We start from the raw sequence: 25,280 nt of genomic DNA, 5'->3' as shown, positions 1-25,280 counted from the left end.
CTTGCCCGCCTTGTCCTTGAACTGGGTCATGCGGTTGAGCCAGCCGATCCGCGCGGTGCCGTTCAATAGCCAGCACAGCTCGGCATGGGCCGGGACGCGGGCCTGGTTGAACAGGACGGACCGGTCGGGGTCGATCCCGGCGGCGACCAGCGCGGCGGCCATGTCGCGCACGTTGCGGATGCGCTGTTCGCGCCCTTCATGCACGGTGATCGAGTGCATGTCGGCGAGGAAGAAGAAGCATTGCGAGTCCGAGTCCATCTCGTCCTGCATCTTCACCCAGTTGCGGATCGCGCCCAGATAATTGCCAAGGTGCAGATTGCCGGTGGGCTGGATGCCGGAAAGGACGCGCATGGGTCGATTAACTCGCTTTGGGCGCACGGCGCAGGACGCCGCGCAATTCGCTGATACTATAGGCCCGGACGATCAGGGCCGCCGCCCCATAGACCAGACCGCCAATGCCGCACAACAGGCCAAGCGCGATGACGCGCTGGGTCACGCTGCCCGCCATATAGGGATCGACCAGCGGATTGATCAGCAGCAGCGCCCCGGCCATGATCGCACTGGCCAGAATGATGCGCAGCGCCTTGCCCCGGAACCGGGCGTCCATCCGCAACTGGTCGCGGCGGTGGAGCAGCCAGTAGAGGATCAGCACGTTCACCCAGGCGGCGATGGCGGTGGAGATCGCCACGCCGACATGGCCGAAGGGCCAGATGAGGGTGAGGTTGCCGACCAGATTGAACAGCATGGAGATTACCGCGACCCGCACCGGCGTCTTGGTGTCCTGCCGCGCATAGAAGCCGGGCGTCAGCACCTTGATCAGGACATAGGCGGGGACGCCAAGGGCAAAGGCGGCCAGCGCGCCAGCCGCGCCGATCGTGTCGGTCGGCGTGAAGGCGCCATGCTGGAGCAGGCCGCGGATCAGCGGCGTCGCTGACAGGCACAAGGCAACGGCGGCGGGCAGGGCCAGAAACAGCGCCAGCTCCATCGCCCGGTTCTGGGTATGGCTGGCGGCCTGTTCATTGCCCGACCCGATCTGGCGCGAGAGCGCGGGCAGGATGGCGGTGCCAATGCCAATGCCGATCAGGCCCAGCGGCAACTGGTTCAGCCGGTCGGCATAATAGAGATAGCTGACCGCCCCTTGCGGCAGGAAGCGGGCGGCGAGGCTGGTGGAGATCAAAAGGTTGAACTGGATCGCGCCCGCACCCAGCGCGGCCGGGCCGATCAGCACCAGCAGGCGGCGGACCTGCGGCGACAGGCGCGGGCGCTGGAGCCGCAGCACCACGCCTGCGCGACGGCAGGCCCAGATCAGCCAGAGCAATTGCAGCAGCCCGGACATGGTGACCGCAATTGCCTGCGTATGGGCGGTTTCGATCGGGGTCGCACCGCGGAAAAACACCACCGCGCCGATCATGCACAGGTTGAGCAGCACGGGGGCGGCGGCGTTGACCCAGAAACGGTCCAGCGAATTCAATATGCCGCCCAGCAGCGAAACGAGGCTGATCAGCGCCAGATAGGGAAAGGTGATGCGGGTCAGCGTGACGGCGAGGTCGAACTTGGCCGGGCCGCCATCGGGGAACCCTCCCGTCATCGCCCAGACCACCGGCGCGGCCAGGACCATCATCAGGAGGGAGAAGAGGACCAGCACCGGGAATAATATGGACAATATCTGCCCGGCAAAGGCGATCGCGACCGCCTTGCCGCTGCCCGGAACCTCCTTGTCCCCTTGCGCCATCGTCCGGTTGAACATCGGCACGAACACGGCGGCAAACGCCCCCTCGGCAAAGAGGGCGCGGAACAGGTTGGGCAGGCGCCAGGCGATCAGGAAGGCGTCGGACGCCAGCCCGGCGCCCAGAAAGCGCGCCACCAGCATGTCGCGCACCATCCCCAATATCCGGCTGATCAGCGTCAGTCCGCCGATGGTGGAGGTGGCTCTTAGCAGGCCCATGGCCACCCTCTCGCGATAAAAACCCCGTTCGTCCTGAGTAGCCGCCGAGCTTGTCGAAGCGGCGTATCGAAGGATGGTGCGGATGCTTCGATACGGGCCTTCGACAAGCTCAGTCCCTACTCAGCACGAACGGTTGAAGATGGATATGTCAGGCGTGACCGGCAGGCTCGCCAGCGGTCGTTTCCATCTGCTGCGCCTGCTGCAGATAGAGCGCGCCAAAATCGATCGGGTCGAGCAGCAGCGGCGGGAAGCCGCCGTCGCGGATCGCATCGGCCAGCACGCGGCGGGCGAAGGGGAAGATGAGGCGCGGGGCTTCGGCCAGCATGAAGGGCTGGACCTGATCGTCGGGCACGTTGCGCATCCCGAACAGCGCGGCATAGAGCAATTCGACGGCAAAGGCGGTGCCCTGTGGCGCGATCGCCTTGACCTCGATCTTCAGCGAGACTTCCAGAACCTCTTCGCCCACCTTGTCGGCGCCGATGTTGAACTGGACGTCGATCTGCGGCTGGTCGGGCCACTGGTAGCAGGCCGGTGCGTTCGGATTCTCGAACGACAGGTCCTTCACATATTGGCTGATCAGCGCGATCTGCGGCGCGGTGTCGGCGCCGTTGATCTGGGTGTTCACGGTGTAGTTGGTGTCGACTTCGTCGGCCATCGTCTGTCCTGGCTTTCCCTGTTGTCCGGCGGGCGGCAAGCCCCCCTTTGCGATGACCCGCGCGCTTAGCAGGGGCGGAAGGGCAGGGCAATGCCACGCCGCGTAACCCTTTATTTGAAGTTGCGTGCAAACATGCCTATGTTGGTGGGAACATTGTCCCCACACAAAGGGTATAGCCTTCCGTGTATGTGATTGTCATCCTCGCCATGATCGCCGGTTTTCTGGCGCTGCGGCTCTATTCCGTTCTCGGCAAGCGTACCGGGCACGAACAGGAGCCTGCGCTGCGCCCGGCGGAGGACCGCGCCAAGGTGACGGTCCTGCAACCGCGTCCCGCCACTGAAATGGTGGGCGATTCGGTGCGTCTGGCCGATGGGCTGATTGCGCCGGGGGCTGAAATGGGCGTCCGCGCGCTGATCGCCGCCGACCGCAGCTTCGACGTGCCGCAATTCGTCGATGGCGCGAAAAGCGCCTATCGCATGGTGCTGGAAGCCTTCTGGCGTGGTGATCGCGACGAACTGGCATGGCTGTGTGACGAGGATGTGCGCGCGTCCTTTGAAGAGGCGATTGCTGCCCGTGAAGCGGAAGGCCATATCCTCGACAACCGGCTGGTCCGCATCGAAAAGGCGCAGATTATCGAGGCATCGGTCGATGGCCGCATCGCTCAGGTCGCGCTGCGGTTCGAGGCGGATATTGCCGCTGTCACTCGTGACAAGGACGGCAATGTCGTCGCCGGGTCGATGACCGACGCGGTCGGCACCAACGACATCTGGACCTTCACCCGCGATATTCGCAGCGCCGATCCCAACTGGAAGCTCAGCGAAACCGACGAAGCGTGATCGCGGCATGAGTTTTCGGCATTCGGCGGCCGCGCTGATCGCGGCGCTAGCGCTGTCCGCTTGTGCGGGCGGGATGATCCCGCCCTCCGCCAGCGGTCCGGCCGCCCCATCGCGCCCCGTGCCATCGGGGGAGGCGACCCGCCCGACCCCCGCCACCCCGCGCCCGACCCTGCCGGTCGAAATCCCCGCCGATCCCGCGCTGGACAGCAGCACGGCGGCGGGCCTTGGCGTGACGCGCGGTCCCGACATTGCCAGCCTGATCCCGTCGGGCGAACGGTCCCGACTGGCGCTGGAAGCGTTCCGCATATCCTGCCCCACGCTGATGCGCCGCACCGACCAGAGCGGCCTGACCAAAGGGTCCGACTGGAACAATGCGTGCGCGGCGGCGTCCAGCTGGCCCGAAGCCAGTGCAAGCGAATTTTTCTCCCGCTATTTTGAAGCAGTGCAGGTCGGCACCGGCGCGGCCTTCGTCACTGGCTATTATGAACCGGAAATCGCCGGATCGCGCACCCGTCAACCGGGCTATGAGGTGCCGATCTATCGCCGCCCCACCGACCTGATCGATGTCGATCTCGGCCAGTTCAGCGACAGTCTGAAAGGCCGCACGATCCGTGGCAAGGTCGCCGGCACCAAATTCATTCCCTATGACGAACGCGCCCAGATCGTCGCGGGTGCGCTCGCCGGGCGGGGGCTGGAATTGGCCTATGCGGCTGATCCGGTGGAGTTTTTCTTCCTCCAGGTGCAGGGCAGCGGGCGGCTTAACCTGCCCGACGGCAGCGTCATGCGGATCGGCTATGACGGGCAGAATGGCCGCGACTATAGCGGCATCGGCAAACTGATGAAGGATCGCGGCCTGATCCAGGCCGGGTCGATGCAGGACATCATGCAATATCTGCGCGCCAACCCGGTCGAGGGCGCGGCGATCATGAACGAAAATAAGAGCTTCGTATTCTTTCGCGAACTGACCGGCGCCGGGCCGATCGGCGCGCTTGGCGTGCCGGTGACGGCCGAAGGCACGGTTGCCGCCGATCCCAAATTCGTGCCTTTGGGCGCGCCGGTGCTGCTATCGCTCGACCGGGCCGAACCCAATGGCGTGTGGATCGCGCAGGATACCGGCGGCGCGATCAAGGGTGCCAATCGCTTCGACAGTTTCTGGGGCGCGGGCGCGCGGGCGCGGGGCATTGCGGGCGGCATGTCGGCACGCGGCAGCGCGCTGGTGCTGCTGCCGATCGGCTCGGCGGCACGCCTCGTCCGGCCCTGACCGGTCGTCCGATGGCGCGGCGGCACCTGTCCCCCGATGAAGCCGCGCTCTGGACCGCGCTGACCCGATCAGTCCGGCCGATCCGTCCGCACGGCCGGGTGATGCCAGCGCTCCCGACCCAGCCGGTGGCCGTCACCGTCAAAACAGGGTTAATGCCGCCCCAGCGACCAACCCCGGCCCCTGCACCGATCCGCACCCCGGCCGCCGTTCTGGACTCCGGCTGGGAAAAGCGGATTCGCGGCGGCACGATCAGCCCGGACATGAGCATCGACCTGCACGGCCACAGCCTGTCGGCGGCCCATGCGCGGCTCAATCAGGCGATTGCGTCGGCGTTGGCGCGCGATGCCCGCGTGCTGCTCGTCGTTACCGGCAAGCCGCCAAAAAGCGCAGTGGATAGCGCATCGCGGCGCGGCGCGATCCGCGCGGAAATCGGCCATTGGCTGGAAACCAGCCCCTATGCCGACCGCATCGCCAGCGTCCGGATCGCCCATCCGCGCCACGGCGGCGATGGCGCGCTCTACCTTGTGTTGCGCCGCAAAAAATAACGGTTTTCGCGGCTTACGCTGATCTTTTCTTAACCACTGTCCTTCATATCCGGCGGATCATGATCCTTTTCTGGGGTTACTTGCGGGGGTAAGGAGGCAGATGCACGGCGTAACGTTGAAAAGCCGCGCTGCTGCCTTTGCCTGCGCTGCAGGGGCGCTGGTGTTCATCCTGTCACTGGTACTGGGTTATACGCCTGGTGCGGAGGATGACATCGTCCAGGTCGGCCGCGCGCTGATCATCGCTATTCTTTGCGGTACGATGAGCTGGGGGTCGGCGCGCCGCACCATTGCCACCACTGCCACTGCTATCGACGCCGCCACCGAACGCCTGCTCGCCGCCGCCCATGGCGATCTCCAGTCTCGCGTGCCGGCCGAAATCGGGCTGGAATTGCCCGACCTGTCGGTCGCGCTGGAAAGCCTGTTCAGTCAGGTCCGCACCAATCTCGACCATGTCCAGGCGCTCGCCCTGTTCGATCAGGTGACGGGCCTCGCCAATCGCACCAGTTTCTGCCGTCAGGTGGAACGCCTGCTGATCGAGCGGGAAGAAGGGGGCATGGCCGCCCTGTTCTTCATCGATCTCGACGGGTTCAAAAGCGTCAACGACACGCTGGGCCATGCTGCGGGCGACCAGTTGCTCGCGCGTGTCGCGGGCCGCCTGCGCGAAGTGGTGATGGCGCAGATCGGCGTTGGGATGGGCGACGCGGTCATCGGTCGTTTGGCGGGTGACGAATTCACGATGTTCTTCCCCACCCTGTCGGGCCACAACGCCGCCGCACGGATCGCCCGCGCCATCCAGTTCGCGCTGGGCGAGCGCTTTGATCTTGGCAGCCAGCATGTTGATCTCGGCGCATCGATCGGCATCGCCTGCTATCCTGACCATGGCGATACGCTCTCGACCCTGCTGCGCGCGGCGGACATCGCCATGTATCATGCCAAGCATGAAGGGCGCGGCCGCGCGGAAATGTATAGCGACGCGCTGGCGCTGGAGGCGTCCGATCGTGCCGATCTGGAACGCGACCTGCTGCTGGCGCTGGAGCGCGACGAATTTCTGCTGGAGTTCCAGCCGCAGATTGACATCCTGACCGACCGCGCCGTCACTGCTGAGGCACTGGTGCGCTGGGCCCATCCCGAACGCGACATCGTAATGCCCGGCGCCTTCGTGCCGGTGGCGGAAGAAAGCGGGGCGATCGTCGCGCTGGGCGACTGGGTGATGAGCCGGGTGTGCGAAACCGCCGCCCGCTGGTCGCGCGCTGGCATCCACCAGCGGATCGCCGTCAATATCTCGACCCGCGAACTGGGGCAGGCCGACTTCTTCCTGCGCCTGCGCCACGCCATTGCCACGCATCAGGTGCCACAGGGGATGCTGGAGCTGGAAATTACCGAATCGCTGGCGATGGAGATGGAGCCGCGCGTGCTCGACCAGCTCGCCGCGCTGCGCCGCGATGGCGTTCGCATTGCCATCGACGATTTCGGCACCGGCTATTCCAATCTGTCGCGGCTGAAGGAATTGCCGGTCGACCGGGTCAAGATCGACCGCAGCCTGGTGCGCGACATCGCGACATCGGCCGAAGCGCGCACCATCTGCTCCGCCGTCGTCGGCCTCATCCAGGGGCTGGGCATGGAAGTGGTGGTGGAAGGCATCGAGAGCCAGGCGCAGATGGACATGCTGCGCGTCATCGGCTGCACCCTGTTCCAGGGCTATCATCTGGCCATGCCGACGGGTGAACAGGATTATCTGAGCCGCTATACCGGGCAGCCCGCTGTGCTGGAGCGGGACGCGGGTTAGGCTGACGCGGGTTAGGCTATTGTGGGGGAGTTTCCACTCGCCCCTACCGGCTCAAGGCGAAGTCATCGCGCTCCCCTCAACCCAAAGCCCGTTCCACCACCAGCCGGTAAATCTCCACCAGATCGCGCAGGTCCTGCACTGCGACCGCCTCGTCCAGCTTGTGCATGGTGGCGTTGTTCAGCCCAAATTCGACCACCGGGCAGAGGCGGGAGAGGAAGCGGGCGTCGGACGTGCCGCCCGTGGTCGACAATTCGGTGTCCAGGCCGGTTACCTGCCGGATCGCGTCCGACACCAGGCTGGACAATGTACCGGGTGCGGTCAGGAAGGGTTCGCCGCTGATCTTGGCCATCACCGTGCCGCCCTCGGTCGCTGCGATCGCGCTGATCCGTTCGACCAGCGACGCCCCGCTATGCTGGTCGTTGAAGCGGATCGAGATGCGCGCGCTTGCCCCCCCCGGTATGACATTGGTGGTCGGGTTGCCGACCTCCATGTCGGTAATCTCGATATTGCTGGGCTGGAACCAGTCGGTCCCCTCGTCCAGCACCAGCGCGTCGATGGCGGCCAGGATGCGGACCAGCCGGGGAACGGGATTATCGGCCAGATGCGGATAGGCGACATGGCCCTGTGTCCCCGCCACGCTGATCCACATATTGACCGACCCACGCCGTCCGATCTTCACCACATCGCCCAGCCGGGCCGACGATGTCGGTTCACCCACGACGCACAGGTCCGGGCGCAGTTCGCGCGCTGCCATCCGCTCCATCAGCGCCAGCGTGCCATAGACTGCCGGGCCTTCCTCGTCCCCGGTGATGATCAGGCTGATCGTGCCGGGCAGGTCGTCGGGTAGCGCGTCCAGCGCCGCGACGAAGGCGGCGATCGATCCCTTCATGTCCACGGCGCCGCGCCCGTAGAGCAGGTCACCGCGAATCTCCGGCGCGAACGGATCGCTGGTCCAGCCGGGACCGGGCGGCACCACGTCCAGATGCCCGGCGAAGGCGAAATGCGGCCCCGCCCCGGTGGTGCGCCACGCCAGCAGATTTTCCACCGGCCCGTCGGGCGCTTCGCCCACGACGAAACGGTCCACGGTAAAGCCCAAAGGCACGAGCATATGCTCCAGCGCAGCGAACACAGCGCCGGTCGCGGGCGTCACTGAAGGGCAGGCGAGCAGGCGCTGTGCGAGCGCCACCACATCATCATTGGCTCTGGTCATGGTCATGCCCGTGCGTTAGCGAAAGCCATGCCGCTTGACCAGCAGCAGCAGGAGAAGAGGCCGTGCCACGGATCGATCCAGAGACAGTCGCCCAGACCAACGCCACCGGTTATCCCCCTCCGCACAACAGGGCGGTGGCGGAACGATGGGTGCGGCGGTTGGGACCGGCCCATGGCCTGACCGATTTTGGCGTCAGCCATGTCGTGCTGAGACCCGGCGGCGCATCCGCCCAGCGTCACTGGCATGAGGATGAGGATGAATTTGTCGTTATGTTGGCAGGGGAGGCTGTACTGGTCGAAAATGATGCCCGCACGCTCATGCGCGCAGGCGATATGGCGGCCTTTCCCAAGGGCGATCCGAACGGCCATCATCTGCTGAACGAAAGCGATGGCGATTGCGTGTTTCTGGCCTTTGGTCGTCCGCCAACGGGGGATTGCCATTATCCCGACATAGACCTGTTGTGGACAGACGGTGGCTATCGCCACAAGGACAGGAGCAGCTTTTGACGATGGCACTGGATCGCCGCGCATTGATGGGCGGCATGGGCGCTTTGCTGGTCGCGGCCAAGTCTCCGCCGGTCGTGCGCCAGGCGCTAATCAAGCCGCCGCGTCTGCGCCCCGGTGATACGGTCGGGCTGATCGAACCGGCAGGCTTTACTGATGACGCATTCGACCTGGATCTGGTGCGCGAGGCCATTCTTGCCATGGGGCTGAAGCCCAGGGATGCGCCACATCTGGCGCAGCGCCATGGCTATCTGGCGGGTAAGGATATGGACCGGGCGGCGGATATCAACGCGATGTATGCCGATCCTTCGGTCAAGGCGCTGTTCGCGGTGCGCGGCGGCTGGGGCTGTGCGCGCCTGCTGCCCTATCTGGATTTCGCGACGATCCGCGCCCATCCCAAATTGTTGGTCGGTTTTTCCGACATTACCGCACTGCATCTCGCCTTCGCGGCGAAGGCGGGCTTCACCACCATCCATGGACCCAATGCCGCGAGTAGCTGGGGCAAGCTGTCCTGGGACTCTTTCCGCGCGGTGGCATTCGACGGCGGAACCCCGACTTTCGCCAATCCGCTTGGTACGGAGGACCGGCTGGTCCAGCGCAGCGGCCGCATCCGCACCTTCCGTTCCGGCTTCGCTCGTGGGCGGCTGCTGGGCGGCAACCTCACCGTGCTGGCCGCGCTGATGGGCACGGGCTGGCTGCCCGATTTTACCGGCGCGATCCTGTTTATCGAGGATATTGACGAAGCCCCCTACCGCATCGACCGGATGCTGACACAGCTGGCTCTGGGAGGTGTGCTGGGTAAACTCGCGGGCGTGGTGTTCGGCCAGTGCAACGGCTGCACCGCGGCTGGCCCCTCCTATGGCGGCTTCACTTTGTCGGAGGTGCTGCAACAGCATCTGGAACCGCTGGGCGTGCCGGCGTTTCAAGGTGCCTTGTTCGGCCATGTCGCCAACCAGTTCAGCCTACCCGTCGGCGTGCAGGCGGAGATTGACGCAGGCGCGGGGACGATCAAGTTGCTGGAGGCGGGGGTAGCATAAATCCTCCCCCGCTGGGGGAGGATTTATGCATCACGCAATCGCCAGCACGCTCGTCAGCACGATCCGCACCAGTTCAGCCTGGCCCCGCGCGCCCGTCTTGGCGTAGATTTTCTTGCTGTAGTTGCGCGCGGTTTCCACGGTGATGCCCAGGTTCGTGGCAGCCTCGCTGATCGGGATGCCCTGCGCGATCGCCCAGGCGAGCCGCGCCTCGCTCGGCAACAGGCCGAATAGCTCCACCAATTGTTCGCACCGGTCCGCCTGCGACCAGCGATCACCGCTGAGATAGGCGATCGCAACCGGGGTCGATCCCGCCGACACCGACCGTCCCCGGATCGGCGCGACCAATATGTCCATCCATGGATCCCGGCTCAGGTTGATCGCGCGCGGGCGGCTGTCGGGGTCGTCGGCCATGTGCCTGACCAGCGCGGTCAGTTCCCGGTCAATCAGCGGCGACGCCGGGGTCAGCCGGTCATAGCGCCCGCGCCGCAAGACGCTGGTGCGCTGGAAGAGCTGTTCGACATGGGCGGTCATGTCGATGATGCGGCAGCGCGCATCGAGCGTCAGCCAGCCGAAATTGAGTCGCCCGAACGCTTCGGACGTCAGCGTTGATCGCAATTTCTCCCGCTCCAGTGCCACAAAGGATCGCAGCGCGATCCGCAAATGGGGTGCCAGCGCGGTCAGAAGTGCGCTGACCGCCGGCCCGATGGATCGTCCCCCGGCACTGGCCAGCCAGCCATCCACGCCGCTTGGTTCCGTGACGCGGATGGAGCGCATGTCGGTGATCCCCTGCGGCACCAGCAATTCGCTGTGGAAGGCGCGATGGACCGGATTGCTCTCTTCCAGCAGCTCGGCGAGGGCATAGACCCGCCCGTCGCGCATATGGCGGTAGGGGAAGGGGTCGCGGCCATATTTTTCGACGAATAAGGTGTGCAAATGGGTCGGCGGCGGCGGTCCTGCGTGCAATTCGACGATCGCATCCTCATCGACCGGGCGAAAAACCAGCGTGGTATAGACCGCGCCGGTGCGCAACCGCAGCTTTTCGAGGAAGTCATGCCACAGCGGTTGCTGGAACATCCCCTCATGCAGGGCCGCCAATAATCCGCCATCATCCAGTCGCATGACCCATATTGATACATCCTCCCATATGGGAGGTCCAGCATTTTGGCGTTGCTGCCATAGCGGGCGTACAAACAAGCTGAGGACCGCATGGTAGACGCAAAAACCCTGACCCATTTGGAGCGACTCGAAGCCGAGAGCATCCACATCCTGCGGGAAGTGGTGTCGGAGGCAGAAAAGCCCGTGATGCTCTATTCCGTCGGCAAGGATTCAGCCGTGATGCTGCATCTGGCGCGCAAGGCCTTCTATCCCTCGCCGCCGCCCTTTCCGCTGCTGCATGTCGACACGACCTGGAAATTCCAGGAAATGTACAAGCTGCGCGACCGGATGGCCCAGGAAAGCGGCATGGAGCTGCTCGTCTATCACAATCAGGAAGCCAAGGATCGCGGCATCAACCCGTTCGATCATGGCGCGTTGCACACCGACATGTGGAAAACCGAAGGGCTGAAGCAGGCGCTCAACCTTTACGGCTTCGACGCAGCCTTTGGCGGCGCGCGGCGCGACGAGGAAAAGAGTCGCGCCAAGGAGCGCATCTTCTCCTTCCGCACCGCCTCCCACGGCTGGGACCCCAAGAACCAGCGCCCGGAACTGTGGAACCTCTACAACGCCAAAAAGAGCAAGGGCGAGAGCATCCGCATCTTCCCGATCAGTAACTGGACCGAGCTGGACATCTGGCAATATATCCATCTGAACGACATCCCGATCGTCCCGCTCTATTTCTCGGCCAAGCGCCCGACCGTGGAGCGCGACGGCATGTTGCTGATGGTCGACGACGAGCGCTTCCCGCTCGAACCGGGCGAAGTGCCGGTCGAACGCTCGATCCGCTTCCGCACTTTGGGCTGCTATCCGCTGACCGGGGCAGTCGAAAGCGAGGCCGCGACCCTGCCTGAAGTCATTCAGGAAATGCTGCTGACCACCACGTCGGAACGGCAAGGCCGCGCGATCGACAAGGATGCCGGTGGCGCGGGCATGGAGAAGAAGAAGCAGGAGGGGTATTTTTGACGTGCCAAGGAATGCGAAGCGTTCCGAAGCGTCAACCCCGGCGGAAGCCGGGGTCTCAGGCCGCCTGACTCTCCCCAAGATCAACGAGATGCCAGCCTTCGCTGGCATGACGAGGTAAGCGACATGACCGACACCCTCACAGATCCCATCTACAAGACCGACGCCCTCATTGCCGAGGATATCGACGCCTATCTGGATGTGCATCAGCACAAGACGATGCTGCGCTTCATCACCTGCGGGTCGGTGGATGACGGCAAGTCGACGCTGATCGGCCGCCTTCTCTATGACAGCAAGATGATCTTCGAGGATCAGCTTGCCGCGCTGGAGGCCGACTCCAGGCGGGTCGGCACGCAGGGGCAGGAGATCGACTTCGCCCTTCTCGTCGACGGCCTTGCCGCCGAGCGGGAACAGGGCATCACGATCGACGTCGCCTATCGCTTCTTCGCCACCGAAAAGCGCAAGTTCATCGTCGCCGACACGCCCGGCCACGAACAATATACCCGCAACATGGTGACCGGCGCCTCCACCGCGGACCTGGCCGTCATCCTGATCGACGCGCGCAAGGGCATCCTGACGCAAACCCGTCGTCACTCCTATCTTGCCCACCTGATCGGCATCCGCAACATCGTGCTGGCCGTCAACAAGATGGATCTGGTCGGCTATGATCAGGCGGTCTTTGACAAGATCGTCGCGGATTACACGGAATTTGCCGCCAGCATCGGCATCACCGCCTTCACGCCGATGCCGATTTCCGGCTTCAAGGGCGATAATATCACCGGTCCGTCGGAAAACACGCCCTGGTACACCGGCCCGGCACTGATCGAGCATCTCGAAACGGTCGAGGTCAACAGCGCGGTCGATGCCGACAAGCCCTTCCGTATGCCGGTGCAGTGGGTCAACCGCCCGAACCTGGACTTTCGCGGCTTTTCCGGCCTGATCGCCACCGGCACGGTGAGGCCCGGCGACGCCATCCGCGTCCTGCCATCGGGCAAGACATCGACCATCAGCCGCATCGTCACGATGGATGGCGATCTGGATCAGGCCGTCGCTGGCCAGTCGGTCACGCTCTGCTTTGCCGATGAAATCGACTGTTCGCGCGGCGATGTCATCGCGCTCGCCGACAATCCGCCCCAGGCCGCCGACCAGTTCGAGGCGACCATCGTGTGGATGGCGGATGAGGAAATGCTGCCGAGCCGCTCCTACTGGCTCAAGATCGGCACGCAGATGGTCACCGCGACCGTCCAGCAGCCCAAATATCAGGTCAACGTCAACACGATGGAACATCTGGCGGCCAAGACGCTGGATCTGAACGCCATCGGCGTCGCCAACCTGTCCACCGACAAGCAGATCGTGTTCGAGGCCTATGCCCAGAACCGGACGCTGGGCGGCTTCATCCTGATCGACAAGATCAGCAACGCCACGGTCGCGGCGGGTATGCTGCACTTCTCGCTCCGCCGGGCGCAGAATGTCCATTGGCAGGCCACCGACGTCAGCCGCGATTTCCATGCGGGCCTGAAGAACCAGAAGCCAGCCGTGCTGTGGTTCACTGGGCTTTCGGGGGCGGGCAAATCGACCATCGCCAACCTTGTCGAAAAGAAGCTGGCACGGATGAACCGTCACACCTTCCTGCTCGACGGTGACAATGTCCGCCATGGCCTCAACAAGGATCTGGGCTTCACCGACGCCGACCGGGTGGAAAATATCCGCCGGGTGGGCGAAGTCGCCAAGCTCATGACCGATGCAGGGCTGATCGTCATCACCGCCTTCATCTCACCCTTCCGTTCGGAACGCGACATGGTGCGGCAGATGATGCAGCCGGGCGAGTTTATCGAGGTGCATATCGACACGCCGCTGGCCGATGCGGAGGCGCGCGACGTCAAGGGTCTCTACAAGAAGGCAAGGTCGGGGGAGCTCAAAAATTTCACCGGCATCGACAGCCCCTATGAAGCCCCGCTGGACCCGGAAATCCGCGTCGATACCGTGGCGATGACGGCCGACGAAGCCGCCGACGCCATCGTCGCGAGGCTGATCCCATGAGCGGCGGCCTGACCGACGCCGCGCTGGCGGCCCATCTGGCAGAGGTTGCGGGAAAAATCCTGCTCGACGTGCGGGAATCGGGGCTGTTCAGCCCCAAGGCGCTGGGCAAGGCGGGTGACCAGACCGCCAACCAGTTCCTGTGCCACGCCCTGCGCGAGGTGCGGCCTGAGGACGGCCTCCTGTCCGAAGAGGAAAAGGATAATGAGGACCGGCTGAGCCAGTCGCGCGTCTGGATCGTCGATCCGGTCGATGGCACCCGCGAATATGGCGAAGCGCGCGCCGACTGGGCGGTGCATGTCGGCCTGGCGATCGACGGGCAGGCCGCGATCGGCGCGGTGGCTTTACCCGGCCTCGACGGCGGCGTCGTCATCCGCACCGACGAGCCGCGCGTGGTGCCGCCCGCGCCTGCTCAACTGCGCATGGTCGTCAGCCGCACCCGCCCCGCCGCCGAAGCGGTGGCGGTGGCCGAGAAACTGGGCGCGGAACTGGTGCCGATGGGCAGCGCCGGGGCGAAAGCCATGGCGATCATCCTGGGGCAGGCGGACATCTACCTCCATTCTGGCGGCCAATATGAATGGGACAGCATGGCCCCGGCCGCCGTTGCCCTGGCCCACGGCCTGCACGCCAGCCGCATCGATGGCAGCCCGCTGATCTACAACCAGCGCGACGTCTATATGCCTGACTTGCTGATCTGCCGTAAGGAACATGCCGAACAGGTGCTGGCGCTGGTGGCGCAGGTGCAGGCAGCGGGGAAGGATTGAGTAGCGTGAGCCTTCTCCCCGGCGGGGAGAAGGATACGAAGCCTTGGCGGTCAGCCGCCTAGGCGAAGTTGGATGAGGGGGATCGACGCGGATACGGTGTGCTGCCGTGAGGTTGTTCACCCTCACCCAGCTGCGACTAAGGCTGCAAGCAGCCAAGTCTCCGCAGCCCTCTCCCTCAAGGGAGAGGGGTAAGGGAGCTACTCACCTTCTCCGCCGCTTCCATCACCCGCAGCACATTGCCGCCGACCAGCTTGGCGAGATCCGCGTCGCTCCACCCCCGCCGCATCAGTTCGGCGAGCAACGCCGGATAGGTCTCCACCCCGCTCAATCCTTCGGGCAAATCGCCGACCCCGTCGAAATCGCTGCCGATGCCGACATGATCCACGCCAGCGACCTTGACGATATGCTCGATATGGTCGGCCACCTGCCCGATCGTCGCCACCGGCTCAGGATGCGTGGCTTCCCACGCTGCCAAAGCCCTTTCCGCGCCCCTGGGGTCGCCGATATGGAGGCCACCAAAGGGCGGCGCATTATAGCGGGCGATCTCTGCGCTGCGGTCAGCGCCCCAGACCCGACGGGCTTCCGACACATATTGCGCCGCAAAATTGACCATCACCACGCCGCCATTGGCCGCCACCTGTTGCAGCACCACGTCCGACACGTTGCGCGGGGTGTCGCACAATGCGCGGGCGTTGGAGTGGGAGAATATGACCGGCGCCTTCGTCACCCGCAGCGAGTCCAGCATCGTCGCCTCGCTGACATGGCTCAGATCCACCAGCATCCCCAGCCGGTTGAGTTCGCGCACCACATCCTCGCCAAAGGGGGTCAGCCCGTCATGTCCGGGATTGTCGGTCGCGCTGTCGGCCCAGTCGAGCGTGCGGCTGTGTGTCAGGGTCAGATAGGCCGCGCCCAGCCCGCGATAGGCGCGCAGCACCGCCAGACTCCCGTCGATCTGCCCGCCGCCCTCGACGCCGATCAGCGATCCGATGCGCCCTGCCTTGTGCGCCGCGCGCAGTTGCGCCGCCGTCGTCACCAGCGTAAAATCGCGCGGATAGCGATCGGCGAGCGCATGGACCATCCCGATCTGGTCCAGCGTATCCTTTACCTGTTGCACCTGCGGCAAGTCCGCCGACACCCAGACCGACCAGAACTGCCCGCCGACGCCGCCTGCCTTCAACCGCTTGATGTCGGTATGATATTGCTTGGGGTCCAGCTGCGTCAGGTCCATCGTCCAGCGCGCGTCCTTCGCCTTTTCCGCCAGCGCTTCGGGCCAGTCATTATGCCCGTCGATCAGGGGCGTGGCTTTGAGCACCCGCGCGATCCGCGCGGCATAGGGATCGGGCGCTCCATGGGCGGGCAGGGCGGCGAACAGCAGCGGCAACGCCGCGAGACGAAGGCTTTTCATGGGTGTCGAGGGTAGGCGCGCATTCCCCCAAGTCAATCGCCGGTCGGCTATCCGAAGAAGGTCCGCCCGGTGCGTTGCCGCTGCGCCGGGGCGGTGAAGATCGCCCCCGCCGACACGCGGCTGCCGCGCACCACCAGCAGCACCTGATCCTGCGCCTCCAGCCGCACTTCCTCGCCGGGATGCTGGATGCTCTTGCCATTGGCATGGTCGATCTGGACGACGAAGAAGGCACCCCGGCCGCGCCGCTCGGCCTCTCCCACGGTCACCCCGGTCATCGCGCCCTTGTCCGGCACAACAACCATTTCCAGCTCCAGCCCGAATTCGTGCAGGCCGCGCTTCATCTGGCCCATTGCGGCCGAATCGGCGACGAAACCGGCGGTGGAGGGATAGAGGATCATCTCGGCGATCCGCTCGGCGCCGATATGGGTGGGCAGCACCACCTTGTCCGCGCCTGCGTGCAGCAGCTTGCTTTCGGTGGTCGGTGCCTCGCCGCGCGCAATGATCTCCATGCCCGGATTGATGTTGCGCGCCGACAGGGTGATGAACACATTGGCGGCGTCATCGGGCAGGACCGTGGCCAGGATTTTCGCCCGGTCGATGCGGACAATGCGCAGCGCGCTTTCCTCGGTCGCCTCGCCACGATGGCACAGATAGCCCAGCGCCTGCGCCTCGGCGATCTTGCCGCCGTCGCGCTCCAATATGACGAAGGGCGTGCCCGCCGCGTGCAGTTCCTTGGCCAGTTGCACGCCGATCCGGCCAAAGCCGCAAATCACCACATGGCCGCTCAGCCGTTCGATCAAAGTCTGCATACGATCCAGTCCCAGCAATCGGCGCAATTGAATGGCCGCGAACATCTGCACCAGCGCGCCGGTCAGCACGATCATGCCGGTGCAGCCCAATACCATGGTGGCGATGGTGACGACACGCAGATAGGGCGTGGCGATTGGCCGGACTTCGCCATAACCCACTGAAAATATTGTCAAAGTTACCATATATGCCGCGTCCGCGACCGGCCAGCCCGCCGCGACATAGGCCGATACCGCCGCGACAAAGACGATGCCGACAAAGATCAGCGTCCCTCCCAGCAGCCGCGCCGGTGAGGCAAAGAGGCTGGCCGCGTCGCTGCCCGTCCGGTCCTGTGCCATAATCGCTGCTCCCCCCGAAGCCCATGCCGTGGTGGCGCTTTTGCGCGATCCTGTCGAGTCCGGTGATGACCGGATGGACCGATGCCGCTAGAGCAGAAGGCGATGACGATCGACCCGCTGATCCTGCTGCAAGCCTATGCCATCGGCGTGTTCCCCATGTCCGACGATCGAGAGGCGGAGGAGGTCTATTGGGTCGAACCCAGGCGGCGGGCGATCCTGCCGCTCAATCGCTTCCATATGTCGCACTCACTGTCGAAAACGCTGCGCCGGGACCATTTCCGGGTAACCGCCAACCGCGATTTCGCCGGGATCGTCGCCCTCTGTGCGCAGGCTGCGCCCGACCGGCCATCGACCTGGATCAACGGCCCGATCGAACAATCCTACCGTCAGCTCCACGCTCTTGGCTTCGCCCATTCGATCGAGGTGTGGGAGGGCGAGGCACTGGTGGGTGGCCTTTATGGCGTCTCGCTTGGCCGCGCCTTCTTTGGCGAATCGATGGTGTCGCGCCGTACTGACGCTTCAAAGGTTGCGCTGGCCTGGCTGGTCGCGCGGCTGCGCTTTGGTGGCTTCACCCTGCTCGACTGCCAGTTCATGACCGACCATCTCCACTCGCTCGGCGCGGTCGAGATTGCCCAGCGCGACTATCTTCAGTTGCTGGGGGCGGCGGTTGCGGGCGTGCCGCTGGGGGCGGGGCTTGGCGTGCTGTCGGCAGGCGCTGGCGTGGCCGCGGAACTGGCGTTCGCGCCGCTGGCGGACGATGCTGCAACCGGTTCGCCCTTGCCACCGATCTTGACCGACTCAGGGCCGCTTTCTGGCCATGCCATCGCACAGCTTCTGACCCACACATCATAGACCGGGTGCTGCACGACGTTGCGGTCGGGCCGTTCGCGGAACAGCCAGCCGGAAAAATTGCGCCGCCATTTGCCATCGGCGCTGCTGCGGACGTCCAGTTGCACGAAGGCACCGGTTTCCTGCACATTTTCCCACGGCGCGCTGGTTTCGCAGGCCTGAAGCCGCACGATCGCGTCGCCCACGCGCAGCGCCTCGCCCGGCTTCATCGTCAGATCGCGGGTCAGGCCGTTGCGCTTGTTGAGCAGGCCGATCACAGCCACACGCTCCGCCATCGGCGTGCCGGGCAGGGTGGCGGCGTCGCCCGACCGGATTGGCGTGCCCTGCACCCGGACCGGGCCGGTCTGGTTGGCGGCGGGCACGTCGCTGTCGCCACAGGCGGACAGCGCCAGCAAGGGCGCGCCAAGCAGGATCGACAGGCTAGCCCCCGCCGGACGGCGGATCATGATGCGTCGGGGCTCCATGCCTCATAATCGCCGGTCGCCTTCTGGCGCAGGCCGCCCTTTTCCATTGCGCCGGACGGGCGATAGGCAAGAGCGGTGCCAGTGGCGTTGGGGGTGAATTCCCGTTCCCAGATGCGCGGCGGCGGCAGGAAGCTTTCCGGCGTGCCCTCGATCGAATGATGCAGCCAGCCATGCCATTCGGCCGGCACCCGGCTGGCGTCGTTCGCGCCGTTATAGATCACCCAGCGGCGCGGCACGCCATGGACGTCGCTGCCGCCTTCATAATAGATATTGCCCTGAATGTCCTCGCCCACCTTCTTGCCCTTGCGAGCGGTGAACAGCGAGGTGCCGATGGTCGCGCCATCCCACCAGGTGAAGATCTTGCCGAGAATTCCCATGGCCCACGCGCTTAGCCGCTGGAGCGGGGGATTGGCAAGGCGTTTTGGGAATGGGCTGACGCCCATTCGGCCACAAAAATGCGCTCTTCCGCGCATTTTTCAAAGTCATCCCGGACAGAAATTGAGATCGGAGGCAACCTTTTCCCCCGGCACGGCGCAACCGCCCCATTGCACGGCATCGCCTTCCTCGATCCCCAGTTCCGCCGCGCGCCCGCCGCGCAGTTCCAGCACGGCGGCGACAGGGACGCCCGCGGATACCGGTTCTCGCGAATAGGGGACGGTGTTGGCGCCGATGAAGGCGATCGTTCCATCGGTGCGGATGAACAGCATGTCGAGCGGGATCAGCGTGTTCTTCATCCAGAAACTCGCCGTGCGTGGCGGGGCCATGGGGAAGAGCATCCCGCCATTGTCCGCCAGTTCTTTACGGAACATCAGCCCGGCTTCCTGCTGCTGCGGCGTCGCGGCGACCTCGACGCTGAAGCGTTGCGCACCCTTCTCGCTTCGGATCACCAGCGGCAGCAGCGCGGTGGGGGTTGCTGCGGTGGAGGAATTATTATCGACCGGCGGTGGCTGGGTGGAACAGGCTGCAAGCAGCGCCAGGGCGATCAGGGCAGGAAAGCGGGTCATGCCGCCTGCCTAAAACGATTCACGGCTGGAGGGGAGAGGATTAACCCTCATTCCTCCGCCTCCGGCACTTCGCCCGGCGCGGCATCGACCCAGCGCCGGGCGATCGCATAGCTATGGCCTGCGCGCAGAAAGGCGGCGATCGCCTTGTCGCGCTGCTTTGGGTCCGGCGCTGCTGCGGCGTAGGGGCCGACCCGCTTGCGCCGGGCATAGCGTTCCGCCGCAAGCCATGTTTCGGCGTCCACCTGCGCATCGGCATCCGCCCGGTCGGCCGGCGCAATGCCCGCCGCGCGCAGGCTTTCGCTGATCCGGCGCGCGCCATAGCCCCGGCGACCCAGCGCCGCGCTCTTCATCACCGCATATTGGCTGTCATCGACATAATTGAGCGCTGCCAGCCGCTCGACCAAAGCGGGCAGGTCCGCAGGCTGTTCTCCGCCCCAGCCGCGTTCCTTGATCTTGCGTTGCAGATAGGCGAGCAGCTTGCCCCGGCTGGTCGCGAACCGGCTGACATAGCGCAGCGCGGCTTCGCGCAGACTGTCCTCGTCAAGCGGTGCGCGGGGGCGTTTGCTGGTCATAATGCCCCATCATGCGCCAGCCGCCATGTTTATGCCACAGTCGGGCCGGAATTTCACCGCGCCTTATGCGCTACAAGGGCGGACTGGAATCTAATATCCGGTGCATGTCGCCAACAAAGATGGTAGCGGCGCGCCGATCACATAATTTATGACATTGGGTGAAACCAATATGACGGGTTCGCAAGAGATGATGGCACCGACGCCGACCACTGATGTTCTGCCGCGCCGCTTCTCGGACTTCGAGACGCTGGGGGAAGCGCTCGACTATGCAGCGCAGGGCGTTCGCGGCCTCAATTTCCACGATGCCCGTGGCAATCTGGCGCGGCCCTATCCGTTCAGCGAGTTGCGCGCCGACGCGCTTCGCTGCGCCCATCGGCTGATCGCCCATGGTGTCAAGCCGCAGGACCGGGTCGCTCTGGTCGCTGAAACAGGCGTCGATTTCGCCCAGCTCTTCTTTGGCATCATCTATGCGGGTGCCTGGCCGGTGCCGCTGCCACTGCCGACCAGCTTTGGCGGCAAGGACAGCTATATCGACCAGCTCAACGTCCAGCTGACCAGCTGCGACCCGATGCTGTTCCTGTTCCCCAGGGAACTGGCTGACATGGCGGGCGAATCCGGCCGCCAGAAAAATGTCGAAAGTATCGCGTTCGAGGATTTTATCGCTCGCGACGTGATCCCGGCCGACCTGCCGCAGGCGCAGATGCAGGATATCGCCTATCTGCAATATAGCAGCGGATCGACCCGCTTCCCCCATGGCGTCGCCGTGACGCATCATGCGCTGCTCAGCAATCTGGCTGCGCACAGCCATGGCATGGAAGTGCAGGACAGCGACCGCTGCATCAGCTGGCTGCCCTGGTATCATGACATGGGGCTGGTCGGCTGCTTCCTGTCGGTCGTCGCCAATCAGGTGTCGACCGATTATATGAAAACCGAGGATTTCGCCCGCCGCCCGCTGGCCTGGCTGGACCTCATCAGCCGCAACACCGGCACTTCGATCAGTTACTCGCCGACCTTCGGCTACGACATCTGCGCCCGCCGCATGTCCAGCCAGACCAAGGCGCAGGACCGGTTCGACCTGTCCCGGTGGCGGCTGGCAGGCAATGGCGCGGACATGATTCGCCCCGACGTGATGCAGAGCTTCGTCGATGCTTTTGCTGACGCCGGTTTCTCCCCCAACGCCTTCCTGCCGAGCTACGGCCTGGCCGAAGCGACGCTGGCCGTCACCATCATGCCGCCGGGCGAAGGGATCATCGTCGAACTGGTCGAGGAAACCGACCTCTCAGGCGGCGATGCTACCGAAGGGCGTCCGCAGCGTTTCCGTTCCATCGTCAATTGCGGCAAGCCCGCGCGCGGCATGATCGTGGAAATCCGCGACGAGGATGGCGGTCCGCTCAGCGAGCGGCAGATCGGCAAGGTGTGGACCACCGGGCCTTCGTTGATGGTAGGCTATTTCCGCGATCAGGCCGCGACTGACGCCTGCATGGCCCCCGATGCATCTGGCCGCGTCTGGCTCGACACCGGCGATATGGGCTATCTGAGCGACGGCTATCTCTACATCGTCGGTCGCGCCAAGGACATGATCATCATCAACGGCAAGAATCACTGGCCGCAGGATATCGAATGGGCGGTCGAACAACTGCCCGGCTTCAAACAGGGCGACATCGCCGCCTTCGCCATCACCACTCCCGGCGGGGAAGAAGCGCCCGCCGTCCTGGTCCATTGCCGCACATCCGACAATGACGAACGCTCCCGCCTGCGCGACCAGATTCGCGAACGAGTGCGCGCGATCACCGGCATGAACTGCGTTGTCGAACTGGTGCCGCCGCGCACCCTGCCGCGCACCAGCTCCGGCAAATTGAGCCGGTCCAAGGCGCGCAACCTCTATCTGACCGGCGAAATCAGACCTTACGACATCGCAGCCTGACAGGCTGATCGCTTCGCGGGCGTCAGGCTTACCAAATCATAACCCATGGCTGCTATCGCGGGACCGTGGGTAGCAAACTGGAACATATCGCCGAACCGGACCATCAGGAGCGTGCATCACTGCGCGCGATGATGGGGCTGTGCTGTGTGCGTGACGACGCCGGGGCGCGGGTGCTGGAATCGCAGTTGCGCACCGCGGATAGCGTGGCCTTGCTGCGGCAGGTCATGAACCTGTGCGGTCTGCTGTTCATCTGGCAGGTATTTTCGCATTGTTGTTCGCCGGTCATGCTGGGCCTTTGGAGCATTGCGCTGATCGGCTGTACCCTGGTCGGTGTCATGATGGACCGTGAACGCCGGAAGGCCAATAATATCGACCTGACGACCCGCGATCTGCGTCGGCACGGTTTTGGCGCGCTGTTGCAGGGCATTGTGTGGGCGGCCTGTATGGTCCTCGTCTCGCAAGCGGGCGAAACGGAGGAGCTGGTCGCGCTCTGGACATTGATCAGTTGCATCATGGTATGCGGCGCGATCAGCTATGCCGCAACCCCGCTGTCCGCCACCGCCTTCCTGTTGCCCTGCATAGCCGGGCTGTTTGCGATGTTCCATGACGGCGGCCACTTGCCTCTGCGCGCGCTGGCGACCAGCTATGCGCTGTCGCTGCTGGTCGGCTGCGTCATTTATGCCCGCACTTTCGCGCGCCAGCACAGCACGACCGTGCAGCTGGAGGAAAAGAGCGAAGTCGTCAGCCTGCTGCTGCGCGAATATGAGGGCGGCGGGTCCGACTGGCTGTGGCAGACCGATCCGCTGCGCCGGATCAGCAGCGTTTCGGCGCGCTTTGCCGAAACCATGGGGCTGGACCCCGCCCAGTTGGAAGGGGAACCCCTGGTCCAGATATTGGCCGGCAGCGGCTGGGAAAGCGGACGTTTCGCCGCCGGCTTGCACAGTCTGGCGGACCATCTCAAGCGGCGCGAAAGTTTCAGCAATCTGGTCCTTCCGGTCGAGGTGCAGGGCCAGACCCGCTGGTGGGAATTGTCCGCGTCGCCCCGACACGATGAAAACGGCATATTTCTGGGCTTTCGCGGCGTCGCGTCCGACGTCACGACGCAGCGCGAATCGGCGGACAAGATTGCCATGCTTGCGCGCTTCGATCCGCTGACCGGCCTGCCCAACCGCAGCCATTTGCGCGAAGTGCTGGATCAGGCGATGGCGGCGACGCATGGGCGATCGTCGGGCTGCGGCTTCCTGATGATCGACCTGGACCGGTTCAAGGCGATCAACGACACGCTGGGACACCAGACCGGTGACAAGCTGCTCAGCCAGGTCGCGCGCCGTTTGCGGCAAATTTGTTCAGGTCCGGAATTTTGCGGGCGAATCGGCGGCGACGAGTTTGGCGTCGTCATTCCCACCGTCGCCGACAGCCATCGGATCGTTCAACTGTCCAACGCGATCATCGGTGCGCTCTCGGCCCCCTATCAGGTCGATCAGCATATGCTCTATGTCGGGGCATCGGTCGGCTCTGCGCTATCGCCAATGGATGGGCGCGAATCGGAATCCCTGATCCGCAGCGCGGACCTGGCGCTCTATCGCGCCAAGGGTGAAGGCGGCGGACTGCATTGCGCCTATGAACCGCAGCTCCACGCCAAGGCGGAAGAAAGGCGGCTGCTCGAACTGGCGCTGCGCGAGGCGCTGGCAAAGGACCAGTTGCATGTCCTCTACCAGCCGGTTGTCGATGCGGTCAGTGGCGCGGTGATGGGTTTTGAGGCGCTCGTCCGCTGGACCCACCCGGAAATGGGACCGATTTCGCCGGTCAAGTTCGTGCCGGTGGCCGAAGAAGCCCGGCTGATCGCGCCGATCGGTGAATGGGTGCTGCGCACCGCCTGCATGGAAGCCGTGCGCTGGCCCGACGATGTCAGGATCGCTGTCAACGTATCGGCCGAGCAATTGGCTCACCCCAGTTTCGTGGCGGCCGTCATATCGGCGCTGGCGCAAAGCGGGCTGGAAGCGCGGCGGCTGGAACTGGAAGTCACCGAAAGCGTGTTCATGAACGAGGATGCGGGTGCGCTGCGGGTGCTGGACCAATTGCTTGGCCTTGGCATCCAGCTCTCGCTCGATGATTTCGGCACCGGCTATTCCTCGCTCGGCTATCTCAGCCGGACTCGCTTCAACACGATCAAGATCGACCGCAGCTTCGTGGTCGGCGCGTCGAAAAACACGCCCGAAAGTCTGGCGATCATCCGCGCCGTTGTGACGCTGGCCGACAGTCTGGGCATGGCGACCACGGCCGAAGGCGTAGAAACGGAAGTCGAGCTGGAAATGGTACGCCGACTGGGCTGCAAAAAGGTGCAGGGCTATTATTTCGGCCGCCCCATGGTCGCGCAGGATGCGATTGGCCTGTTCCCGCCGCAGCAGGAGCGGGCGCGAGCCTAATTACCCAGCAATTGCCGCTCGACCATGGTCCATAGCGCGGCAAAATCCTTTGCCGGGGGCGATGCCGGGGCAAAGGCGCCCAGCGGCTTGCGCCGCACCGTCATCTGCTCGATCGTGCTGGCCATCGGAATGGCGGGCCAGCCGGGCTGTTCGTCCAGCGCCTTGCGATGCAGGGTCCGGCGGCGATCGACCATCGAATAGACCGGCAGGATCGGCGCATGGCTCCCGCCACGCTGCACCAGATAGCGGGCCACTTCGCCCATCGCCCGCTGCGACAGGGGGGACGGGATGACGGGAATGACGATCAGGTCGGCGGCGCGCAGCACCTGCTCGCTGGTTTCGGTGAGGCCCGGCGGACAATCGAGGATGATGCGGTCATAATCCTTGCCCAGACTCTCGATCAGCTTGGACAATCGCTTCTTCTTGTCCATTTCGCGGAACAGATGGTCCAGACTGCGCAGTGATGTGTCCGCCGCGATCAGGTCCAGCCCCGGCACGGTCGACGGCTGGATCAGCTTGCGAACCTCGACATCCTTGCTGAAAATCGCGTGCGCCGCGTCGCGACTCTTGTTGTCGGTGGAAATCAGCCAGCTTGATGCGGCCTGCGGATCAAGATCCCACAGCAAGGTCCGCCGTTTCGAGATGGTCGCCGAAGCCCAGGCGAGGTTGATCGCGAAAGTGGTTTTGCCCACGCCGCCCTTCAGGCTGTAAACGGCGATGGTCGCCAATGCCGGTTCCTTTGCCATGGGATGAAAGCTACGGCTTCCTCCCGCCAAAGCAAGCCCTCAATCATGGCA

22 protein-coding genes and 2 pseudogenes are annotated in these 25,280 nt (G+C 64.6%); 12 read left to right on the top strand and 12 right to left on the bottom strand.

Annotated features, from left to right (window positions below):
• From EBBID32_RS02140 to secB, 3 genes and pseudogenes are all read right to left on the bottom strand, one after another.
• Positions 1-351 (bottom strand): annotated as a pseudogene (locus EBBID32_RS02140) (tryptophan--tRNA ligase); the annotation flags it as partial.
• A gap of 7 nt (positions 352-358) precedes the next feature.
• Entirely contained in the window at positions 359-1,945 is a 1,587-nt protein-coding gene (murJ, locus tag EBBID32_RS02135; RefSeq protein WP_037488237.1) for a murein biosynthesis integral membrane protein MurJ, read from the bottom strand.
• 148 nt (positions 1,946-2,093) lie between these two features.
• Positions 2,094-2,600, bottom strand: a complete 507-nt coding sequence (secB, locus tag EBBID32_RS02130; RefSeq protein WP_006949809.1) for a protein-export chaperone SecB — start codon at positions 2,598-2,600, stop codon at positions 2,094-2,096.
• 182 nt (positions 2,601-2,782) lie between these two features.
• On the opposite strand from secB, the gene EBBID32_RS02125 reads away from it, so the two are divergent.
• The 4 genes from EBBID32_RS02125 (at position 2,783) to EBBID32_RS02110 (ending at position 7,028) form a co-directional block, all read left to right on the top strand.
• The gene (locus EBBID32_RS02125; RefSeq protein ID WP_006949808.1) at positions 2,783-3,436 is read left to right on the top strand and encodes a Tim44/TimA family putative adaptor protein; all 654 of its coding nucleotides are present in this window, start codon (positions 2,783-2,785) and stop codon (positions 3,434-3,436) included.
• Positions 3,437-3,443: 7 nt separating this feature from the next.
• On the top strand, positions 3,444-4,697 hold the full coding sequence (gene mltA / locus EBBID32_RS02120) for a murein transglycosylase A (protein WP_006949807.1): 1,254 nt from the start codon (positions 3,444-3,446) through the stop codon (positions 4,695-4,697).
• 11 nt (positions 4,698-4,708) lie between these two features.
• The gene (locus EBBID32_RS02115) at positions 4,709-5,242 is read left to right on the top strand and encodes a Smr/MutS family protein (protein WP_006949806.1); all 534 of its coding nucleotides are present in this window, start codon (positions 4,709-4,711) and stop codon (positions 5,240-5,242) included.
• 100 nt (positions 5,243-5,342) lie between these two features.
• A complete protein-coding gene (locus tag EBBID32_RS02110; RefSeq protein WP_006949804.1) occupies positions 5,343-7,028 on the top strand; it encodes a putative bifunctional diguanylate cyclase/phosphodiesterase in 1,686 nt (561 codons plus the stop codon).
• 76 nt (positions 7,029-7,104) lie between these two features.
• Here EBBID32_RS02110 and dapE read toward each other — a convergent pair whose 3' ends face one another.
• The gene (gene dapE, locus EBBID32_RS02105; protein ID WP_006949802.1) at positions 7,105-8,244 is read right to left on the bottom strand and encodes a succinyl-diaminopimelate desuccinylase; all 1,140 of its coding nucleotides are present in this window, start codon (positions 8,242-8,244) and stop codon (positions 7,105-7,107) included.
• A 56-nt stretch (positions 8,245-8,300) separates the two neighbouring features.
• On the opposite strand from dapE, the gene EBBID32_RS02100 reads away from it, so the two are divergent.
• Together EBBID32_RS02100 and EBBID32_RS02095 are read left to right on the top strand one after the other, a co-directional pair.
• On the top strand, positions 8,301-8,744 hold the full coding sequence (locus EBBID32_RS02100; RefSeq protein ID WP_006949798.1) for a cupin domain-containing protein: 444 nt from the start codon (positions 8,301-8,303) through the stop codon (positions 8,742-8,744).
• Positions 8,745-8,746: 2 nt separating this feature from the next.
• Positions 8,747-9,778 carry a S66 peptidase family protein gene (locus EBBID32_RS02095; RefSeq protein ID WP_051093254.1) on the top strand — a complete coding sequence of 344 codons (1,032 nt, stop codon included), beginning with the start codon at positions 8,747-8,749 and terminating at the stop codon, positions 9,776-9,778.
• Positions 9,779-9,808: 30 nt separating this feature from the next.
• Here the strand turns inward: EBBID32_RS02095 and EBBID32_RS02090 are convergent, their stop codons facing one another.
• The gene (locus tag EBBID32_RS02090) at positions 9,809-10,897 is read right to left on the bottom strand and encodes a helix-turn-helix transcriptional regulator (protein WP_006949793.1); all 1,089 of its coding nucleotides are present in this window, start codon (positions 10,895-10,897) and stop codon (positions 9,809-9,811) included.
• 87 nt (positions 10,898-10,984) lie between these two features.
• Between EBBID32_RS02090 and cysD the strand changes: the two genes are divergently transcribed.
• From cysD to EBBID32_RS02075, 3 genes are all read left to right on the top strand, one after another.
• Positions 10,985-11,896 (top strand): sulfate adenylyltransferase subunit CysD, encoded by a 912-nt coding sequence (cysD, locus tag EBBID32_RS02085; protein ID WP_006949790.1) that lies wholly within the window; start codon positions 10,985-10,987, stop codon positions 11,894-11,896.
• 123 nt (positions 11,897-12,019) lie between these two features.
• On the top strand, positions 12,020-13,933 hold the full coding sequence (cysN, locus tag EBBID32_RS02080) for a sulfate adenylyltransferase subunit CysN (RefSeq protein ID WP_006949788.1): 1,914 nt from the start codon (positions 12,020-12,022) through the stop codon (positions 13,931-13,933).
• Positions 13,930-14,694: a 3'(2'),5'-bisphosphate nucleotidase CysQ gene (locus EBBID32_RS02075; protein ID WP_006949786.1), complete on the top strand. Its 765-nt coding sequence runs from the start codon at positions 13,930-13,932 to the stop codon at positions 14,692-14,694. The genes cysN and EBBID32_RS02075 overlap by 4 nt, the downstream gene beginning before the upstream one ends.
• Positions 14,695-14,869: 175 nt before the next feature.
• Here EBBID32_RS02075 and EBBID32_RS02070 read toward each other — a convergent pair whose 3' ends face one another.
• Positions 14,870-16,099: a dipeptidase gene (locus EBBID32_RS02070; RefSeq protein ID WP_006949785.1), complete on the bottom strand. Its 1,230-nt coding sequence runs from the start codon at positions 16,097-16,099 to the stop codon at positions 14,870-14,872.
• Between the two features lie 47 nt (positions 16,100-16,146).
• A complete protein-coding gene (locus EBBID32_RS02065) occupies positions 16,147-17,244 on the bottom strand; it encodes a potassium channel family protein (protein WP_006949783.1) in 1,098 nt (365 codons plus the stop codon).
• Between the two features lie 102 nt (positions 17,245-17,346).
• On the opposite strand from EBBID32_RS02065, the gene aat reads away from it, so the two are divergent.
• The gene (gene aat / locus EBBID32_RS24730; RefSeq protein WP_037488248.1) at positions 17,347-18,096 is read left to right on the top strand and encodes a leucyl/phenylalanyl-tRNA--protein transferase; all 750 of its coding nucleotides are present in this window, start codon (positions 17,347-17,349) and stop codon (positions 18,094-18,096) included.
• A gap of 35 nt (positions 18,097-18,131) precedes the next feature.
• Here aat and EBBID32_RS25185 read toward each other — a convergent pair.
• The 4 genes and pseudogenes from EBBID32_RS25185 to EBBID32_RS02040 form a co-directional block, all read right to left on the bottom strand.
• Positions 18,132-18,302 (bottom strand): annotated as a pseudogene (locus tag EBBID32_RS25185) (DUF2155 domain-containing protein); the annotation flags it as partial.
• Between the two features lie 233 nt (positions 18,303-18,535).
• Complete coding sequence (locus tag EBBID32_RS02050) at positions 18,536-18,934, bottom strand: NADH:ubiquinone oxidoreductase subunit NDUFA12 (protein WP_006949776.1); 399 nt, start codon at positions 18,932-18,934, stop codon at positions 18,536-18,538.
• 105 nt (positions 18,935-19,039) lie between these two features.
• The gene (locus tag EBBID32_RS02045; RefSeq protein ID WP_006949774.1) at positions 19,040-19,561 is read right to left on the bottom strand and encodes a DUF192 domain-containing protein; all 522 of its coding nucleotides are present in this window, start codon (positions 19,559-19,561) and stop codon (positions 19,040-19,042) included.
• A 47-nt stretch (positions 19,562-19,608) separates the two neighbouring features.
• Positions 19,609-20,133 carry a regulatory protein RecX gene (locus EBBID32_RS02040; protein ID WP_006949772.1) on the bottom strand — a complete coding sequence of 175 codons (525 nt, stop codon included), beginning with the start codon at positions 20,131-20,133 and terminating at the stop codon, positions 19,609-19,611.
• Positions 20,134-20,281: 148 nt separating this feature from the next.
• On the opposite strand from EBBID32_RS02040, the gene EBBID32_RS02035 reads away from it, so the two are divergent.
• Positions 20,282-22,057, top strand: a complete 1,776-nt coding sequence (locus tag EBBID32_RS02035; RefSeq protein WP_037488233.1) for a fatty acyl-AMP ligase — start codon at positions 20,282-20,284, stop codon at positions 22,055-22,057.
• A gap of 65 nt (positions 22,058-22,122) precedes the next feature.
• The gene (locus EBBID32_RS02030; protein WP_006949769.1) at positions 22,123-24,483 is read left to right on the top strand and encodes a putative bifunctional diguanylate cyclase/phosphodiesterase; all 2,361 of its coding nucleotides are present in this window, start codon (positions 22,123-22,125) and stop codon (positions 24,481-24,483) included.
• Here EBBID32_RS02030 and EBBID32_RS02025 read toward each other — a convergent pair.
• Positions 24,480-25,229, bottom strand: a complete 750-nt coding sequence (locus tag EBBID32_RS02025; RefSeq protein ID WP_037488231.1) for a ParA family protein — start codon at positions 25,227-25,229, stop codon at positions 24,480-24,482. The two genes, EBBID32_RS02030 and EBBID32_RS02025, sit on opposite strands and share 4 nt — an antisense overlap.
• Positions 25,230-25,280 lie beyond the last annotated feature (51 nt).

It is taken from the genome of Sphingobium indicum BiD32 (assembly GCF_000382885.1).
Taxonomy (GTDB): Bacteria; Pseudomonadota; Alphaproteobacteria; order Sphingomonadales; family Sphingomonadaceae; genus Sphingobium; species Sphingobium japonicum_C.
Note: the sequence above shows the minus strand (reverse complement) of the source record. Positions and strands in the feature narration are given on the sequence as shown.